Source organism: Shivajiella indica (assembly GCF_042683085.1).
Classification (GTDB): domain Bacteria; phylum Bacteroidota; class Bacteroidia; order Cytophagales; family Cyclobacteriaceae; genus Shivajiella; species Shivajiella indica.
This window is the reverse complement of the sequence record NZ_JBHUIV010000025.1, coordinates 200,828-219,555: the sequence shown is the minus strand read 5'-3', so window position 1 is coordinate 219,555 and position 18,728 is coordinate 200,828. Positions and strand designations below refer to the sequence as shown.

The 18,728-nt window shown below is 38.9% G+C and carries 12 protein-coding genes; 7 read left to right on the top strand and 5 right to left on the bottom strand.

Annotated elements, in window-relative coordinates; genetic code table 11:
- Positions 1-32 precede the first annotated feature (32 nt).
- The 3 genes from ACFSKV_RS17320 to ACFSKV_RS17310 all read left to right on the top strand — a co-directional run bounded on the left by ACFSKV_RS17320 (position 33) and on the right by ACFSKV_RS17310 (position 4,948).
- Positions 33-1,394, top strand: coding sequence for an enolase C-terminal domain-like protein (locus ACFSKV_RS17320; RefSeq protein ID WP_380805615.1), 1,362 nt, complete (start codon positions 33-35; stop codon positions 1,392-1,394).
- Between the two features lie 220 nt (positions 1,395-1,614).
- Positions 1,615-2,805 (top strand): PQQ-dependent sugar dehydrogenase, encoded by a 1,191-nt coding sequence (locus ACFSKV_RS17315; protein WP_380805612.1) that lies wholly within the window; start codon positions 1,615-1,617, stop codon positions 2,803-2,805.
- Between the two features lie 493 nt (positions 2,806-3,298).
- Positions 3,299-4,948, top strand: a complete 1,650-nt coding sequence (locus tag ACFSKV_RS17310) for a sulfatase family protein (RefSeq protein ID WP_380805611.1) — start codon at positions 3,299-3,301, stop codon at positions 4,946-4,948.
- A 197-nt stretch (positions 4,949-5,145) separates the two neighbouring features.
- Here the strand turns inward: ACFSKV_RS17310 and ACFSKV_RS17305 are convergent, their stop codons facing one another.
- The 3 genes from ACFSKV_RS17305 to ACFSKV_RS17295 all read right to left on the bottom strand — a co-directional run bounded on the left by ACFSKV_RS17305 (position 5,146) and on the right by ACFSKV_RS17295 (position 6,309).
- Entirely contained in the window at positions 5,146-5,277 is a 132-nt protein-coding gene (locus ACFSKV_RS17305) for a DNA alkylation repair protein (protein WP_380805608.1), read from the bottom strand.
- Positions 5,278-5,479: 202 nt separating this feature from the next.
- On the bottom strand, positions 5,480-5,932 hold the full coding sequence (locus ACFSKV_RS17300; RefSeq protein ID WP_380805605.1) for a nucleoside deaminase: 453 nt from the start codon (positions 5,930-5,932) through the stop codon (positions 5,480-5,482).
- Positions 5,933-5,976: 44 nt separating this feature from the next.
- Positions 5,977-6,309 (bottom strand): metallophosphoesterase family protein, encoded by a 333-nt coding sequence (locus ACFSKV_RS17295; RefSeq protein WP_380805603.1) that lies wholly within the window; start codon positions 6,307-6,309, stop codon positions 5,977-5,979.
- 129 nt (positions 6,310-6,438) lie between these two features.
- Here ACFSKV_RS17295 and ACFSKV_RS17290 point away from each other — a divergent pair, with 129 nt between their 5' ends.
- On the top strand, positions 6,439-7,635 hold the full coding sequence (locus tag ACFSKV_RS17290) for a glucuronyl esterase domain-containing protein (protein ID WP_380805600.1): 1,197 nt from the start codon (positions 6,439-6,441) through the stop codon (positions 7,633-7,635).
- A gap of 110 nt (positions 7,636-7,745) precedes the next feature.
- On the opposite strand, the gene ACFSKV_RS17285 is transcribed toward ACFSKV_RS17290, so the two are convergent.
- On the bottom strand, positions 7,746-11,579 hold the full coding sequence (locus ACFSKV_RS17285; protein ID WP_380805598.1) for a PVC-type heme-binding CxxCH protein: 3,834 nt from the start codon (positions 11,577-11,579) through the stop codon (positions 7,746-7,748).
- Positions 11,580-11,888: 309 nt separating this feature from the next.
- Between ACFSKV_RS17285 and ACFSKV_RS17280 the strand changes: the two genes are divergently transcribed.
- Both ACFSKV_RS17280 and ACFSKV_RS17275 read left to right on the top strand, forming a co-directional pair.
- On the top strand, positions 11,889-13,049 hold the full coding sequence (locus ACFSKV_RS17280) for an aminotransferase class V-fold PLP-dependent enzyme (protein WP_380805595.1): 1,161 nt from the start codon (positions 11,889-11,891) through the stop codon (positions 13,047-13,049).
- Positions 13,050-13,060: 11 nt separating this feature from the next.
- Positions 13,061-14,335, top strand: coding sequence for a dienelactone hydrolase family protein (locus ACFSKV_RS17275; RefSeq protein ID WP_380805592.1), 1,275 nt, complete (start codon positions 13,061-13,063; stop codon positions 14,333-14,335).
- 51 nt (positions 14,336-14,386) lie between these two features.
- On the opposite strand, the gene ACFSKV_RS17270 is transcribed toward ACFSKV_RS17275, so the two are convergent.
- Complete coding sequence (locus ACFSKV_RS17270; RefSeq protein WP_380805589.1) at positions 14,387-15,559, bottom strand: hypothetical protein; 1,173 nt, start codon at positions 15,557-15,559, stop codon at positions 14,387-14,389.
- Between the two features lie 361 nt (positions 15,560-15,920).
- Between ACFSKV_RS17270 and ACFSKV_RS17265 the strand changes: the two genes are divergently transcribed.
- Entirely contained in the window at positions 15,921-18,677 is a 2,757-nt protein-coding gene (locus ACFSKV_RS17265; protein ID WP_380805585.1) for a M14 family zinc carboxypeptidase, read from the top strand.
- Positions 18,678-18,728 lie beyond the last annotated feature (51 nt).

Below are 18,728 nucleotides of genomic sequence, written 5' to 3'. Positions count from 1 at the left end.
GAAAAAACATTTACAATCAAATCAACAGACAAATGGATAAAAAGGAAAAACATAGATTAATTGGAAGGAGGGAGATGCTGAAGGGCTTGGGAATCGGTACTGCAGTCGGGTCATTGGGGATATTGGGGGGGATTCCAGATGCATCCGCAAAAGAATCAAAAGAAACCTCTTCCTATGCCAAAGGAATGGCGCCAATCACGATCAAAAGTGTAAAGGCCATTACCACCAGACCCAGTGGATCCAACTTGGTTGTGGTGAAAGTGGAGACTTCTGAACCTGAGCTGTATGGTTATGGCTGTGCTACCTTTACTCAACGGGCATTTGCGGTGCTACCGGCAATCGACTATCTGAATGAATTTTGTGAGGGGAAAGACGTTGACAACATTGAGGACATTTGGCAATCGGCATATGTGAGTTCCTATTGGCGAAATGGCCCGGTACTCAACAATGCCCTAAGTGGATTGGATCAAGCCTTATGGGATATCAAAGGCAAACGGGCCAATATGCCTGTTTACCAACTTTTAGGTGGCAAATGTCGCTTTGCTATTCCCTGTTATGCACATGCCAATGGCAGTACTGCTGAGGAAGTGGCAGCTGATGTCCAAAAATTTATGGACCAAGGATTCAAATATGTAAGGATCCAACAAGGAGGATATGGAGGGGCAGGGATTTCGGGAGCACCTGATTTCAAAAAGGCAGGTTTTGCCAAAGAATCTGATGGATATATGGATCAAAGGGTTTATATGCAATCCGTACCTAAATTATTTGAAATGACAAGGAAGGTTTGCGGAAATGAAGTAGAACTCTTGCATGATATACATGAAAGGTTAAGACCTATTGATGCCATTAATTTGATAAAAAATGTAGAAGAGTATCAACCTTTTTTTATTGAGGATCCATTTTCACCGGAAAATATGGAATGGTTCAAACAGCTTCGGGCTACAACTTCAGTTCCGATTGCCATGGGTGAGCTTTTTAATAATATCAATGAGTTCAAAGAACCTATGGTTAACCATTGGTTTGATTACATAAGAATACATGTTTCCCAGATTGGTGGACTTACACCTGCGATGAAGGTTGCAAGGTTAGGAGAATTTTATGGTATCGACACTGCTTGGCATGGACCAGGAGATGTTTCTCCTGTTGGACATGCTGCACAGGCCCATATGGATTATGCAATTTGGAATTTTGGGATACAGGAGTCAGTGCAGTTTTCAGATCAATTAAGGGAAATATTTCCAGGTTGTCCTACCATGGATGGTGGTTATATGTCTGTAAATGAAGCTCCTGGCTTTGGTGTTGAGGTAAATGAGAAGTTGGCGGCTAAATACCCTATGACCACTAAATCCAACTGGACCCTCAGAAAAGCAGATGGAACCATCATCAGGCCATAGGCAATAGAGATAGTCTCATTTTTAAGATAGGGGAAAAATCAATCAAACATATTTGAATTGATTTTTCCTCTTCCAAACTATTCAGAATTTCAAATTGATGCTTTTCAAAAATACCGAATGTTTTTTATAGATCTTCTTAAAGAGACTGGCATATAATTTGGTTTTCTTGTAACGAAATGGATTTAAGAACGTATCCCCTTAAGTACCTATGTTAACGATAATGAAGTTTTCAGTTTCCAAAAATTTTTTTCCTTTATTTTTGATTTTTGGATTGGTTGCCTGTTTGGCAGATGAACCTGAGCAAGATCAGGATCCAATTGAAATCGGCACATTGGCAGTAATTGAAGCATTCCCGAATCTTTCTTTTTTGCGGCCGGTTGATTTTCAGCATGCTGGAGATGGCAGTAACCGTTTATTTGTAGTTGAGCAAAGAGGGGTAATTTCTGTTTTTCAAAACGACCCCGAAGTTGAAAATAAAACAACTTTTTTAGATATATCATCAAAGGTTAATGATCAGGGTAACGAAGAAGGACTCTTAGGATTGGCTTTTCATCCTGATTTTGAAAATAATGGTTTCCTTTATGTGAACTATACCGCAGCTTCCCCGAGGAGAACAGTAATTTCCCGTTTTCAGGTTTCGAATACCAATCCAAACCAAGCTGATTCAAACAGCGAATTAGTCATTCTTGAGTTTAACCAACCTTTTTCCAATCATAATGGTGGACAATTGGCATTTGGGCCAGATGGCTTCTTGTATATTGCCAGTGGAGATGGTGGTTCAGGAGGTGATCCCCAAAATCATGGACAGAGACGGGAGACTTTATTGGGGACCATTTTGAGGATTGATATCAATCAGCAGACCAATAACAGAAGTTATTCTATCCCTGGGGACAATCCTTTTGTTGGCAACAGCGAAGGTTATCGTGAGGAAATTTTTGCCTATGGGCTGAGAAATCCTTGGCGGATAAGTTTTGATCCCCAATCAGGTACATTATGGGCAGCTGATGTGGGACAAAATAAGTATGAGGAGATCAATATCATCAAAAAAGGTGGTAATTATGGGTGGAGAACCATGGAAGGATTACATTGTTTTGATCCTTCGACCGGATGCAATCAAACTGGTTTGGAATTGCCAATTTGGGAATATTCACACGGAAATCTTGGAAGGTCAGTTACAGGAGGATATGTATATAGAGGGACTGAAATCTCTGAATTAAAGGGCTTGTATATTTATGGTGATTTTGTGTCCGGAAAAATATGGGCCTTGGATTTTAGTGATCTAGACAATGCTAAGAATATAGAATTACTTACAGCTACTTTTCCAATTGCATCTTTTGGCAAAGATCAAAACAATGAACTATACCTTTGTGCTTTTGATGGTAAGATCTACCGCTTGGCTTATGATCAATAAAATAATAGAACCTTTTTTTTAAAAAGTACTTGGAGAATACATAGAATTTAAAATCTCAGGAAAGAATTTTTGATATTATTTACCAGTGTTCAAAAAAATAACAATAGAATTAAGCTTGTTATTCCTTATTCAAACGAAATATGTATAAAGGTTGGATGATTTTGTGATTTAAAATAAAATCTCAGTTTCTTTAATTGGAGTAATAATTAATAATTTAATTCCTCAGTATTGAACATTTAATAAATTTTTTAACAGTGTTTAGGTTATATAGATTTTACTTCATTTATAAGAAATTGAATTTAAGTTTTCAGACAAATTGGGGTTAAACAAATTAAAGATAGGATCAGAACCCTACTTATTCAGGTTAAACTTTTATCTAAAGTTATTTTCATTTATACTTTAAATGATTTGCTTGGAATTCTTTATAATCTGTGTTGTGATTGATATTTAGATTAATATTTAGGATATTCAATCATTACAATGAATCCAAGCCATGAAATTACAATTATCTATTTTTCTTTTGATTACTTGTTTTTGCTTTCATTTTACAGCCTATTCCCAATCCGAAAAGCCAAATATTCTCTGGATATCTGTAGAAGATATCAGTGCTATCTTGCCTGCATATGGGGATTCAAGTATCCAAACACCAAATATTGACCGCCTTTCTAAAGAGGGCATTACTTACACCAATGCATTTGCGACAGTTGGCGTTTGTGCCCCGAGCAGAAGCAGTATCATTACTGGTATGTATCCTGTGAGCCTTGGTACCCACAATATGAGGACAGGACCGCATTATGCTTATAGAGAACCAGAAAATGAAACCTATAAGGATTATTATGGCCTCAAAGACATCAGAGGTAGAAATGTTCCGGAATATGCAGCAGTTCCCCCTCCTTTTGTCAAATGCTTTACGGAATACCTTCGGGTAGCCGGATACTTTACCAGCAACAATGCAAAAACGGACTATCAATTCAATTCCCCAATTACTGCATGGGATGAAATCGGAAGAGAGGCGACCTATAAAAACCGCGAATCGGGTCAACCATTCTTTGCCGTATTCAACCATGAAATAACCCACGAGTCAAGAGTTTTTATGAAAAAGGAAGATCCAATGTTGTCCAATCCTGATAAAGTTTCTATTCCGAAATATTTCCCTGACATTCCGGTGGTAAGAAAGGATGTGGGGAGGGTGTATTCCAATATTATGGAATTGGATCAACAGGTAGGGGATATGTTGGAAATGTTGGAAAATGAAGGTCTTTTGGAAAACACCATTATTTTTTTCTGGTCCGACCATGGTGGTCCTTTACTCAGGCAAAAGCGTGCAGTAGGCAATTCAGGGTTAAGGGTTCCTTTAATAGTTAGGTTTCCGAATGGATATGGAGCAGGAACAAAAGTCAATGATATTGTTTCTTTGATGGATCTTGGGCCCACAGTTATGTCTTTAGCGGGGATTTTACCCCCAGTTTACATGCATGGAAGGGCTTTTTTGGGAGAGTACAAAACCAAAATGCCTCACAAATACGCATTCGGTTCAGCAGATAGATTTGATGAAGCGGTGGATATGAGCCGATCTGTGATTGACGGAAGATTTGTTTATATCCGCAACTTTAGGCCTGAGTTACCTTTGGTTTACCGAAATGCTTATCGTGAACAGATTGATATGACGCGTACCTTGATTGAAATGGATCAAGGAGGAGAATTGAAGGGAGATGTTGCATATATTTTCATGAAAACAAAACAAGAGGAAGAGTTGTATGATTTGGTTTCAGATCCTTATGAAGTGAAAAATCTTGCACAAGATAGGGCATATCGTGAAAAATTACTTGAATTGAGAAATGCTTTGACTTCCTGGCAATTGGAAGTAGGGGATTTAGGTTTTGTACCTGAGTATGACCTGGTTCAGATGATGTGGCCCGGGCTGGTGCAGCCTGAAACAGAAGCTGTTCAATTTGAGCAAAAAAATGGTCTTTGGTATTTGTCATCTCTTACTGAAGGGGCTAGCATTGCCTATCAGATCGGAGATCAGATAGGTAGCAAGCATTGGAATCTTTATCATCAACCTATTGCCGTAGGTGAAAAAATTGCTGCCATGGCAATAAGGATAGGATATAAGACTTCTGAATTAAGGATAAAGGATTAGGATTGATCCAATTTTCGGTTCCAACAATTGTTGGTCATTAACTTTAAGAGCGATCATTTTACAATTTTCCTTCATTTTTTATCTCATTTTATTTCTTTAAAGGGCTTATTTTTCCATTACCTTTTCTTTTAATTCCTTTGGCAATTTTTCAACAGCATACCTTAATGCACTGTGCTGCATTTTAGATTTATTTTTCATCAAAAAAACAAAAACCTCATTTTGGTTTGCTTCACTGGGGCCTTTAACATCCAGCCATATCCCTTTTGAACCATATCGCCTTTATCTATTAATAAAATCCCGGCGACCTCAAAAATTTCCTTAAGTACCATAGAACTTGATCTTTTCTTTGAAAAAATTTTGACTTGTAGTCATGGTTTTTTCATCTACGTTGTTTTTCAATGCTTCTCTAATCTGATCAATAATAATTTCCATATTCAACCAAGGAATTGCATTTACTCCCGAATAAAGGGGAATCGCTTACTCAAATTTTATTAGTTTTTCCTAAAGATGAGTTTAAGAAAGAGATCATTCTTATTTTTTCGAAGATTCCTCACCGATATCTTCATTCCATTCTTCCGGATTTTTTTGGATAAATGCATCCATCAAATCCACACATTCCTGATTGTCCAGGACAACTACTTCCACGCCATGTTGCTTCAGTAAATCCTCTGCACCTAGAAACGTTTTGTTTTCACCAATGACCACTTTGGGGATACCATATAAAAGAATGGCCCCTGTGCACATGGGGCAAGGAGACAGGGTGGTATAGATGGTTGATTGTTTGTAGATGGCCGCATCCTGCCTTCCTGCATTTTCTAAAGCGTCCATTTCCCCATGAAGAATGACGCTGCCTTGTTGAATTCTCCGGTTGTGGCCTTTCCCGATTATTTGGCCGTTGTGCACCAGTACGCTCCCGATCGGAATGCCACCTTCCTGAAAACTTTTTTTGGCTTGGTTTAGGGCTTCTTCAAAAAAACTGTCCATTTCTAATTCTGTTTAATTAATGATTTTATGATTAATCAGAAAATTTAGAACCTCAATACTTTAGCATTTTCCAGAAGCCTTTTAGCCTCTTCCCATGATGGAAGAACTTCTGTATCTATCGTAATTGTTCTTATTTCTTTTGCGATCTTTTTTGTGTTTTTCATAGCTTCCAAATGGGCTCCACTTTTAGAGAATTTTTTTAACTCTTCCTCTGAGTTCCATAGGGTCATGGTATAGTGTTTGGTCCAGATGCCTCTTTTTTTAAAATCTTTGTAATTGGTTGACTTCAATTGCTTCAGGATACTGAATGCTCTTGCAGACAATGCAAAAAACTGGAATGGCCCCTTCAATTCTATTGAGGTAATTGTTGCTTTCATAAAAGATTGATTTTCAGTATGCCTTGGATTATGATTGTATTAAATTAAGGTAAAGAGTCAACTTATTAAATCCCAATAGGAATTTTTTCTTTTCTTTTTTAGCTTTCCTATAACCAAAACCCTCTAATCATGGAAAAACTGCTCTTTTTTCTTGTCCTTGTTTTTAGCCATTGTCTCTTTGCGCAGCAATCCGCTAACTATGATGAAAGTAAGGTGCCTGACCTGGTAATCCCTGACCTTTTTGTTTCCTTTGAGGGAAGGAGGATCAAATCTATTGAGGATTGGGAAAAGATCAGAAGGCCGGAAATTATTCAAGCTTTTGCAGATCAGATGTATGGGCATTTGCCAAAGGATTATGATCAAATGGCTTTTGAAGCTAGATTCCCTGCCAACAATCCTTATGGGAATTTGGCTGACTATAAAATCATAGAACTCAAAGTCTCCAGGAAAGGAAACAGCCAGATTATCCCTTTACATCTATTTACACCAAAATTGCAAAAAGGACCTGTCCCGGTTGTTTTACTGATCAGTCATAGGGCTGTTGATCAATTGATTGCCGATATGGAGGATCAGTTTTTTGATATTCAGCAAATTGTAGGAAGAGGCTATGCTGCTGCTGTTTTTGATGTTGAATATGTGTCTCCGGATGATAAGGAAAGATTTGCAGATGGTATTCTGAAAACCTTATATCCTGAGCAAATGCAAATGCCCAATGGTATGCGGGGCTTAGGTTCCTGGGCTTGGGGTGCTATGAGGGCCATGGATTATTTTGAGCAAGATCCTATGATCGATCATACCAAAGCGGCAGTTGTTGGACATTCCAGAGGAGGAAAAGCTGCCTTATGGTGTGGGGCAAATGATTCCCGTTGGTCGGTAACTTATGCCAATGAATCCGGATGTGGTGGTGCAGCATTATCCAGAAGGAAATTTGGCGAGACTGTAGAACGGATCAATACAGTTTTCCCATATTGGTTTACAGATAATTTCGATCTATACAATGGAAAAGAAGAAACTTTGCCATTTGATCAACACCAGCTGATTGCCAGTTTAGCTCCGAGGACAGTTTATATCGCTAGTGCCATGGAAGATCTTTGGGCTGATCCAAAGGGGGAGTACCTTTCTTTAAAATTAGCTTCCACCACTTATAGTCAGATTTATGGGAAACAAATTGAATTACCTGAAGAATATGAATTCAGTCCACATTTCCATCACAAAGGATCTGTCGGATACCATCTGAGGTCTGGTAAACATGACCTTACCGGAGAAGACTGGTCGAAATTCCTGGATTTTTTTGAGGCTTCTTTGCGTCTTTTTCCTATATTTTAAGTTTTAGCGTCCAAATCTTATTACAAACTTTAATTCTGAACTATTTTCCTTAGGCAATAATTGGGTGAAAATTTTTCCTGAGTTAATCTAAAGTGACAAAATAGGGTTAATCAATCCACCTTTTTATTTGTCTTCAGATAGGCCATAAGTTCCACTATTTCTTTTTCAGTCAGGTTTTCAAACAATCCAGGAGGCATCATGGAAACCTCGGTGATATCCTTGGATTGGATGCTGGATTTATTGATAATGATTGGATCCTGACCTACCACTCGGAGCGTAATTTGTCTTTGGTTTTCCCCAATTACATTACCCGTATAAGTTCTACCATCCCTGGTATTGATAACGACCATTTTGTAAGCATCTTGAATCTCGGCACTTGGCTCTAAGACATTGAGCAGTATATATTCCTGATCGGAGCGGTTGGATCCGGTCAGGTCAGGGCCCATTTCCCCGCCTTCCCCATACATTTTGTGGCAACTGCCACATACCTGATTGAAAACCTTTTTGCCAGAAACGATATTTGCAGAAGCTATCGCATTGGAGGTCAAAATTGCTCTATATTTGTCGTAGGCAGCTTTGTCATTTGCTACTTGCTCGATTGGTCCCCAGATTTCAATAAAGCCGCTTCCCACTACCCGGAGAAGTTGTCTGGCAATTGTTGGAGAAATTTCTGATTTGGGGATTTTCTTATCCTTGATTTCTTTACTCAGCATATTGCCATACCTGGCACGTGAAGAAAGGGACTCTAAGGCGGCCTGTTTTTCTTCATTGTTGAAAGTTGAGTAGGAATTAATCAGCAACCTTCCTAAGGTCTCATTGTCAAAAGCAGCCACAGACCTGATCGCTTCGGTTCTTAGGGAAGGATCTTTAATCAACGCAGGAAGTTCATAGGGCAGTTCACGGTTTTGTTGGGCAGTGAGGGTCTGTAAGGCTTTTTTTCTCTGGTCAAATGGAGCATTGGGATTCTTCAGCGTGGCGAGTGCCCTTTGAGTGGCTTCGGCATCTCCGAATAAATTGGAAATTTCCATGGCTATTTCTTTTTGGATGCCACCTTTGCTTTGAAGATTTTCAGATACTTTTCTCCAATTGGAAGGAATAGATAAATCATTCCTACCTTCCATGCCACTCAGCATTCCTGTCAAAAGGATTTCAGTGTTGGGCCCGTTTTTACCTATCAGTTCAACTAGTTTTTCCACTCCATCTCCATCTACTGCCCTTCGGGCGATGAATTGTGTAACCAATGGTATTTTGGAATTTCCTGCCAAGTCCAAAAATGCATCCACGTTGTCTACCATTAAGGGTTCAATTCCATACCATAACATTTTGGGCAGATTATGGTCATTTGCGTCTTCTTTATGCTGAAGGAGATTTTTGGAAATAAGTAATTTCTCTGGGCTAGGCATCCTTTGCAATGCTGCCGCCAGATACAGTCTGACGACGGGAGAGGGGTCATTTTGTGACATTTTCCGGAATTGGGATATAGCAGCACTCGAAGGGGCAAAGTCTTCACAAAGCAACTGGATTGCCCAGGCCCGTATATGCGGGTCTTTATCAGACAGGGCATTGACCAGTTCATTTTCAGAAAAACCCTGGATTTGATGCAGTGCCCACATGGCTCTTAATCTAAAGTCCTGGTTTTTCTCCCGCAAAAAAATCTCTTTTAAAGCAGTATGGGTAGTTTTATGAAGGTTTTTCCGGGAAGCTCTTTTTTGAAGAATGCCTCTTGCTCTCCTTGCATGCCAGTCGCTTACGCTTTTTTGCAATTCGACCAATTGAAGGTCTGTCATTAGGTTAAGGTCAGCGTATCTTCCTTCAAAATCTTTTGCAAATGACTTTTCAGGCATGGTCCTGAAAATTCTTCCTGTTTCTTGATTTAATACTTCTTGGCCACAAATATCAGCATCATGCCAATCAAGCACATACAGTCCTCCATCTGGCCCAATTTCCATACTAAAACCCACCCATTGGGCGTTGTTGGCCATCAGGAAATCATCTCCATGCTTTCCTTGGTATCCTGATCCTTTAGGAATGAGTATGTCAGATAAAACAGCATGTTCATGAATATTGGCCATAAAGATTCGTCCTTGCTCTTCTTTTGGAAATGCATCCGACTGATAGACCCTGGCACCGCCATGCGCAGATCTATGACTATGATCTGCGATGGTTTTGATATCCTCATACACAAATGGGTTGAAATGTTGCCCTCCCTGACGGTGATAGATACCACCTGGAATCACATGCCATAAATGGGGGATTACACAGGCTGTCATGAGAAGTTGGCCTTTGGCATCGTAATCAATGCCCCAAGGGTTGCTGAATCCATGGGCTACCACTTCAAATCTATCCTTAATAGGATGGTAGCGCCACACACCCCCATTGATGTCAACACCTTCTGCTTCCAGCAAATCTTCAGGAAAGGGGTCATTGTGATAGTAGAGTTTGGCATCTCCAGATGGTTTCCGGATTTTCGAAGGGGTAGCGAACCCCTGCAATCCATACAGCCATCCATCCGGTCCCCAATGAAAGCTATTAAGGGTTTCATGACGGTCACGGATTCCCCAACCTGTTAGTAGGATTTCAATATCCTCAACATCAGCTTTATCATCTCCATCTTTATCAGGTACAAACAACAAGTGTGGAGGTGCTCCTAAAAACAATCCGTCAAAACCAACAGCTATCGCAGCTGGAAATGCAATACCTTCCAAAAAGACCTTTTGAGTATCTGCAACACCATCTCCATTGGTATCCTCCAGAATTAATATTCTGCTATCACCTGCATTGGAAAACCCATGTCCTCTGGATTCATAATCTCTGTTTTCGGCCACCCAAAGTCTTCCCTTATCATCCCAACAAAAGGCCATAGGCTGGGTCATTAAAGGTTCAGAGGCCCAGACATTTACTTTGTATCCAGGTTTGATAGTCATAGCCTCCACAGCCTCTTGAGGGGTAAGGAATTTGGCATCCCTTCCTTCTTTTTGTGCAAGGCCCCAGAGTTCTGTGGTTCCATACATTCCCTGTCTACCTGAAAATTCACCCCAAGATTCCGTCAATTGGATGTCATTGGCTTCTCCTGTATAGACCATTAAGCGGAGTTTAATGGTTTCGGTTTCTCCCTTTTCAATAGTCCAATCTGCATCTCTCGTAAAGGCAGGTCCAAGGCCTAATTGGCCATCTACCCGCCATTTGTTGGGATAACCCCTGTTTTCCGGATGGTCAAAAATTGCAAAATTGGCAAAGTCTTCCCGACCATCCACTTGCATTCCCACATTCACCCACATGGATGGTTGTCCTTCAGCCATTTGGTTTTTTTGCCTTGCTGCATTCACAATTTCTCCCTTGATACCTTCTTTCCATGGCATTCGCAGGAAAAGACTTCCGTAATCATATTTCCCGATCACAAGATTCTGAATGGCTTCCCCTTTCCAATCCAGATCCAAAAAATATTTACCTCCCTTTTCAACCATTGTCCAAGTTTGCGTTTCCAACATGACAGCCTCGCCTTTATCATCTAAAAGTTGATAAACAGTCTGCCATTTCACTTCACCTCCTGATTCCTGAATGGTATTTAGGGCAACCTTTTTCCAATAATCTCCTTGGGGATTGTGAAAATAATCCCGGTCATTGACCCTTGTAAATCCCCAATACAATCCTGTTTGGTGTTTGTGGTGTCCTGGGCTAAATTCTGTTAGGATTCCCTTCCCATCAGGAGCCTTGATGGGATGGATATAAGGTCTGAAATCATTTAGAGCATGTTGTACCAAAATTGGTTCTTTTTCACCTTCCCTGAAAATGCTGACGCTTTCCTCTTTTGGGTCTAAATTCAAAATTAATGTTGTGATAATATTGGGGTCTTTTTCATTTTCTGATTGCTCAGATGAAGGACGGGAACAGGACCAAAAAACAATGAAAATGAAAAGGAATAATTTTGGTAGGGACTTCAACATAATGAAAGGGTTGTTTTAGGCTTGATGAATAGGTTTTCGACTTCGCTAGTTTATTATATTGGTTTTATCAGTGACCAAATATGAAATTCATTCTTCTATCCAATAATAGCTATCCCATTAGAAGGTAACACTTCATTGAGCTATTCAGATGTTATTTTACTTATCTATACTGATTGATTCCAATGAACTCTTTAAATTAGTGAAAGTCAGGGAAAAATTTTAATAGGTTTTATAATAGAATAAATATGGGTTTTAAGAATCCCAACTTTGCTTTAGTTTGCAGGAATATAAATAACCTTTCATTTCAATATGGAAAACCAAAAAGTATTATTTCAGCTTCCGCCAGACATCCATTATCTCAATGGAGCTTACATGTCACCATTATTGCGTTCTGTTGAAGAGGTTGGTATAAATGCCCTGATTAAAAAGCGCAACCCCACTACTATTCAACCCAAAGATTTTTTTGAAACAGGAGAAAAGGTAAAGGCAAATTTCGGAAAGCTGGTCAATTGCCCTGCCCAACAGGTGACCATTATTCCTGCGGCTTCTTATGGTCTATCAACTGCTATCAATAACTTACCGACAGACAATGGGGTCAGTGCGATAGTCGTTTCTGATGAATTTCCGAGTGGGTATTATGCTATTGAAAAATGGTGTCAAAAACATGGCAAAACACTTCTTTCCATTCCTTCACCTGAGGTATTGAAAGACAGAGGGAGAATTTGGAACCAGAGGATATTGGATGCCATAAACCAAGATACTGCAGTTGTTGTAATGTCTTCTATTCATTGGACCGATGGTACACAATATGATTTGAAAGCAATTGGAAAAAAATGTAAGGAAAACAATGCTTTATTTATTGTAGATGGGACCCAATCTGTAGGGGCTTTGTCCATTGATGTAATGGAATTTCAAATTGATGCTTTGGTCTGCGCTGGTTACAAGTGGCTATTGGGGCCTTATTCCATTGGAGTCGCTTATTATTCGGAGTTCTTTAATACTGGTGTTCCCTTGGAGGAAACCTGGGTGAATAGAAGCAATGCCCAAAATTTTTCTGGCTTGACGAATTATGTGGAAGATTACATGCCTGGGGCAGGAAGGTATAATGTGGGAGAGTATGGTAACTTTATTTTATTGCCTATGCTTAACACAGCCTTGGAACAGTTGTTGGATTGGGGGGTTGAGCACATTCAATCCTATGTTGAGGAATTGTCACAACCAATGGTCCAATTTTTCAGAGATAATGGTTTTTGGGTAGAAGAAGATGATTTCAGGGCCAAGCACCTATTCGGGGTATTGTTTCCTGAAGGAATGGACAGTCAAGTAGTCCTTCAGAAGCTTCAGGAAAATAAGATTTATGTATCAGTAAGGGGCAAAGCCATCAGGATTTCCTTACATCTTTACAATACATTAGAAGATATACAAGTATTGATCAATGTTTTAAAAGGAATTATGGGAGAAAAAAGATAAATTTAAATGCAATGACTCCCAACAGAAGAGAATTCATCAAATATACAGGAATGACCGGCATTGGAATGTTGAGTGGCAGTTTCGGTGAATTGCTTACGAATCCTGCTATAGTCCAAAACTCCTTATCTATGCAAGAACCCTTTCAGAAAAACCAATTAGGAGGCTATGGTCCATGGGCAAAAAGCCTGTTTTTGGATGATTTACCTGAATTGTCTTTCCGTAAAGAAGAATTTACGGACATTGAGGCCTGGAAAAATGCTGGCATAAAAAAAACCAAGGAAAGGATGGGATACCTGGGTTTGGAAGGCAAACCAAAAATCACCGTTCATAGGCAATCCAAATTTGATGGATTGATTTGTGAAGAAATCAGTTATCAATTGCCTTATGGGAATCCTACAAGGGCTGTAATCCTAAAACCTGAAAATACTAAAGGAAAACTTCCTGCGGTCTTGGGTTTGCATTGTCATGGAGGAAATAAGTATTTGGGTTTGGAGAAAATAGCAAAAACCGGGAATGATGTATCCGATTATGTGCAGCAACATCAAGATACTTATTATGAAGGCAAAGCTTGGGCAAATGAATTGGCCAAAAGGGGATATGTAGTGATGGTACATGACACTTTCACCTTCGGAAGTAGGAGGGTCATGTTAGAAGATGTTCCCGAAGAAAGGAGAATGGGAATTTTTGATTTTGATATGAGTAAAAAGGAAAATATTGATGCTTATAATAGGTGGGCTTCTGACCATGAGCATATCATGGCAAAATCCCTGTTTAGCGCAGGGATTTCATGGCCGGCAGTTTACTTGGCCGAAGATCAGGTTGCATTGGATATTTTGGCTTCAAGAGAGGATGTGGACAAAGAAAGATTGGGATGTGCAGGCCTATCTGGTGGAGGATTGAGGACAGTGATGTTGGGAGGTTTGGATCCGAGGATTTCCTGTGCGATCAGTGTGGGATTTATGACTACTTGGGTTGATTTATTGTTGAACAAATCCCATACCCATACTTGGATGATTTATATCCCCTTGCTTCCCAGGGAATTGGATTTCCCTGAAATATTTGCTTTGCGGGCACCCAAACCAACCTTAGTGCTCAATGATATGGAGGACAACCTGTTTACTTTGGAGGAAATGAAAAAGGCTGACGGGATCCTTTCCGGTATTTTTCAAAAAGCAGGTGCTTCTGATAGGTATAAATGTTCATTTTATCCCGGTCCCCACAAATTTGACCAAGCCATGCAAGAGGAGGCTTTTATTTGGTTTGATAGGTGGATAAAAAAAGGGTAAGCACTTCGAACAAAGCTTACCCTTCTCGATTCAAAGTTCTTTCTTGAATGATTATTGATCTTTAATCTGCTTTGGTTTAAAAAAGTCTTCAAGACTTTTAGAAAATATTCCACATTTTGGGGTATTGCAAATATTTGATATCAATACCTTTTCTTCAGGTGCCATTATAACATTATAAATATCACCAGAATCCAGATTTTGATTTTCCAATTCAGTGATCTTTACTCCATTATTAAGAATTTGTAGCCAATAAATATTATTTCTAAAAACCAAAATAATTTCATCATTCACTTCAAAGTATTCTCCTCTAACAAAAATTTCATTATAATCTGCTGTAGCAACTTGAGAAGTATTGTTACCTAAAAAATCAGATACTAATACTTCGATACGGTTATTACTTGTGTTGTGAGCAAAAGAATAAATTTTATTGTTTACTTCAACTGATCTCGCTTTGAAATCACTTAATTTAGATACCTCTCCTGCTAGATTAATTTTAAATGTAGCATTACCAACTTGAACAGAAAAGAAATCTTTAAATGATTCTATCCGATCACAGTTTGAATAAGCATTTGCAAATTCAAAATCTATAATGCTTGAATTCCCTATCTGAATTAAGTTATCTAACTGGTTACTTTCAAACATTAAAAAGGTTGGATTATTAGTAGCGAACCCGTTTACTACTTTTCTGTAAGGCACCAATCCAATTCCATCTGTTGTCAGGCCAAAAATATCACTATTCCATCTCGGCATATCTTCAAAAAACCGGAAATTTGGGTCTAAATCTTCCATTTTTATAGATGTTACTGATCCACTACTTACATTGCTTGAAGGGAATAGGAACAAGTCGGTTTCTGATCTTGATACCAAGACCTTATTTGAAACAGGAAACTTGTATCTTCCAGTACGTGCCACATAACTCCAAAAATATTGGGGATTTACAGCACCATTGATGTCAATTTCGAAAAAATAAGAGGCAATACCAGTTCCATAAAATTTATTGTCTATGAGCTCAATATTATAAACTCTTTCCTGGAAGTTTTCCAACTTTTCCCAATCCACAATTTCAATTTCTGGTCCTGGATCAACTGGGCTTGGGTCTTTTGGCTCATCACTACTACAGGCAATCAAAAAATAGGCTGAAGTTAAGATTGCTGGAACCCATGGGTTAAAACACAATTTTCTCATATGTTTGCGGTCTAAATGAATAATATTTGCAAATAACATAAATGTGTATTTAAAATACAAAAATTTTTACATAAAAAAAATTAATTTTTATTTTAATTTTTTTCAATAAATAGAAATTTTAGATTTAATCCAATAGTCAAAATAGATCTAGAAATAAATTATTTTCAGTTAAATTATTACATCGCATAACCTTTGTTTTGGCTTTTATGTTGGATATAAGCCAAAGAGTTGGTAAAAGAAAAAAATAAACATAACGGCTGGAGGATCGAGCATAACAGTCTATTTTGTTTTTTCTTTAGTTATAGTCCATTTATCCCCATCTTTATTAGGCTTTCTAAAACAAATTTTTTTATTAAGTTGAATTTTGTAGCTTTTTGAGCTAATATAGAATATGACCATTATGAAAAAACTGACTTCCATTTGGGTCTTTGTAGTTTTTCTATTTACGCTGACGATAAAAGCCCAACAGATTGATCAAACCTACATCCAAAAAATCAAAGATTTTACCACTGATGAAAGATTCCTTCCAAAAAGCCTTTTGGATGTGGTGGACCATCCGGGTATCCCAAATCCTTTGAAGCATTTTGGGCATATCATCGGAACAGAAGGTATTGTCCATAGATCTTCTGAAATTTATGGGTATTATAAAAAGTTAGCAGATTCTTCTCCATTGGTTCACATGCAGGAAATGGGTTTGACTGAAGAGGGTAGGAAGTTTTACCTGATTGTAATAGGTAATCAGGAGTCCATGGATCGTTTGGACCATTACAAAGATCAATTGGCAAAACTTGCCGATGCAAGAAAAACAAATCCTGAACAGGCAGAAGATATAATTTTGGACAGCAAACCGATATACTATATCAGTGGAGGTATGCATGCCACTGAGATGGGAGCACCTGAAATGTTGATGGAATTGGCCTATCGATTGGTTACTTCTGATGCATCAGATATCAAGGCTATCCGGGAGAATGTCATTACAGTAATTAATCCTATTTCTGAACCTGATGGTTGGGACAAGCAGGTGGATTGGTATTTCCGCTACACCAAGGGAAGGGAAAAATTTGATGATGGTTTTCCCCGTTCGGCACCCTACTGGGGTAAGTATGTTTTCCATGATAATAACAGGGATGGACTTCAGGTTTCCCAGGGAATTACCAAATCCATTTTCAAAGGATTTTTTGAATTTCACCCAACTGTGATGTTGGACCTGCATGAATCTGTTCCACTATTGTATATTTCAACAGGTACCGGTCCTTATAATGATTTTGTGGACCCCATCACCCAAAGTGAATGGCAGGTAATGGGTAACCACGATGTGGCAGAGGTTTCCGCCCAAGGAATGCCCGGCGCTTTCACCTGGGCATTTTATGATGGATGGTGGCCTGGTTATGGGATTTGGGTAGCAAATAATCATAATTCCAATGGGAGATTCTATGAAACCTATGGCAATGCTGGTGCAGATACCTATTTAAGGGATTATTCTACGGCAAGGTTTGCCGGGGATTTGGCATCTTCCAAGGAATGGTATAGGCCTTACCCAGCCACTCCTTTGGTATATTGGTCCTTTAGAAATAACATCAATTATACTCAGGTTGGTGTGATTGCTTCTTTGTATTATGCAGCCACGAACAAAGAGCTATTGTTGAGGAATTTTTATAAAAAAGGATTCAATAGCTTGGAGAAAGGAAAAAAGGAAGGCCCAAAAGCTTTTAAAATTGGTAAAGACCAAAGAGATCCTGCTATGGTGGCCTATCTGGCCAATCAACTAAAAGCTCAAGGAATTGAAGTTCATGAGAATGAAGATTATTTTATAGTCCTCTCAGAACAACCCTACCGGAATTTGGCAGTTTCTTTATTGACTCCCCAGACTTATCCTAAAGATGCGAAATTCCCACCTTATGATGCCATTGCCTGGACTTTGCCTTATTTGTACGGTGTTGATGTAGAATCTAAGGACAGCATTGATTTTGATATCAATAGTTTGAAATTATTGACAGATGATGCTGTATATAAAGGGAAAGTTTCAGGGGACGGGAATACTTATATTTTACCATATAAAGCTCAGAATACCGTCTTACCGGCTTTGTATTGGGTGAAAAATCAAAATAGAAATGCCGAAGTATCAGTTTTGACAAAGGAAACCCTGATTTCGGGTGATACTGTTCCTGCAGGAAGTATTATTTTCCGAAGGATCAATGCGAATCAAGCTGGGCAAATTGCATCAGATTTTGGTTTGAATTTAATGGCTACTTTAGCCAACGTTCCAGCCGAAAACCAGAAAGCAGTTAATCTTCCAAGGGTGGCTATCTATCATACTTGGTACAATACCCAAGATGAAGGATGGTCAAGATATACCTTTGAGGAAAGGGGAATTCCTTACACTTCTATTGATAAAGATGTTTTAAAAGCTGGTGGCTTAAGGTCTAAATTTGATGTCATCATACTTCCTCGCGTTCGGGGCAATGCCAAGAATTTTGTGAATGGGGTGGATAAAAAATATGGTCCTTTGCCTTATACGACAACTGCTGAATTTCCATCTCATGGATTTCCGGCATCAACCAGTGATATGACAGGTGGACCTGGTTTTGTGGGTGTTGATAATCTAAAGAAATTTGCGGAAGAAGGAGGTTTACTGATAAGCTTTGATAATTCCAGTTTTATACTGGCAGAGTTGGGGATTGCAGCGGAGCTTTCTCCTGTTAATGCATCTAGCTTGTTCCATCCCGGTTCTATAGTTCAGGCAAAAGTTAGAAAATCAGGCCATCCGGTCTTATATGGCTATCCTGAAACATTTCCTTTATTCAGAGGAAATGGACCTTTGCTTCAAACCGATAAATATAACCGTGATCTGATGCTGGTACAATATGGTCATCAGTCTTTAAAGGATGAAGTGCCTTACGAAGGTCCGATTATGGGAATGGCAGAAAATGAAAAAATGGAAAAAGCAAAAAAGCCTGATGAAAAAAATCCTCCTTATGTAATCGCCGGTATGGTTAGAAATGAGCAGGAAATCATAGGCCATGGATCGGTATTTAATTTACCAGTAGGAAGGGGAAATGTTCTGGCTTTTACCTTTGACCCTTTGCACAGGTATTTGAACCATCATGATGCCCCGATGGTCTGGAATGCTTTGATCAATTGGGATAGTTTAAGGTAATCCTATAGAAGTTATTGAAAGTTTTATATTGGTGGTTAAATTCAATCAAGA

Excerpts from the sequence above, each read along its gene's own strand:
- ACFSKV_RS17320 (WP_380805615.1), top strand. The coding sequence starts at position 33 with ATGGATAAAAAGGAAAAACATAGATTAATTGGAAGGAGGGAGATGCTG.
- ACFSKV_RS17315 (WP_380805612.1), top strand. The coding sequence starts at position 1,615 with ATGAAGTTTTCAGTTTCCAAAAATTTTTTTCCTTTATTTTTGATTTTT.
- ACFSKV_RS17310 (WP_380805611.1), top strand. The coding sequence starts at position 3,299 with ATGAAATTACAATTATCTATTTTTCTTTTGATTACTTGTTTTTGCTTT.
- ACFSKV_RS17305 (WP_380805608.1), bottom strand. The coding sequence starts at position 5,277 with ATGGTACTTAAGGAAATTTTTGAGGTCGCCGGGATTTTATTAATAGAT.
- ACFSKV_RS17300 (WP_380805605.1), bottom strand. The coding sequence starts at position 5,932 with ATGGACAGTTTTTTTGAAGAAGCCCTAAACCAAGCCAAAAAAAGTTTT.
- ACFSKV_RS17295 (WP_380805603.1), bottom strand. The coding sequence starts at position 6,309 with ATGAAAGCAACAATTACCTCAATAGAATTGAAGGGGCCATTCCAGTTT.
- ACFSKV_RS17290 (WP_380805600.1), top strand. The coding sequence starts at position 6,439 with ATGGAAAAACTGCTCTTTTTTCTTGTCCTTGTTTTTAGCCATTGTCTC.
- ACFSKV_RS17285 (WP_380805598.1), bottom strand. The coding sequence starts at position 11,579 with ATGTTGAAGTCCCTACCAAAATTATTCCTTTTCATTTTCATTGTTTTT.
- ACFSKV_RS17280 (WP_380805595.1), top strand. The coding sequence starts at position 11,889 with ATGGAAAACCAAAAAGTATTATTTCAGCTTCCGCCAGACATCCATTAT.
- ACFSKV_RS17275 (WP_380805592.1), top strand. The coding sequence starts at position 13,061 with ATGACTCCCAACAGAAGAGAATTCATCAAATATACAGGAATGACCGGC.
- ACFSKV_RS17270 (WP_380805589.1), bottom strand. The coding sequence starts at position 15,559 with ATGTTATTTGCAAATATTATTCATTTAGACCGCAAACATATGAGAAAA.
- ACFSKV_RS17265 (WP_380805585.1), top strand. The coding sequence starts at position 15,921 with ATGAAAAAACTGACTTCCATTTGGGTCTTTGTAGTTTTTCTATTTACG.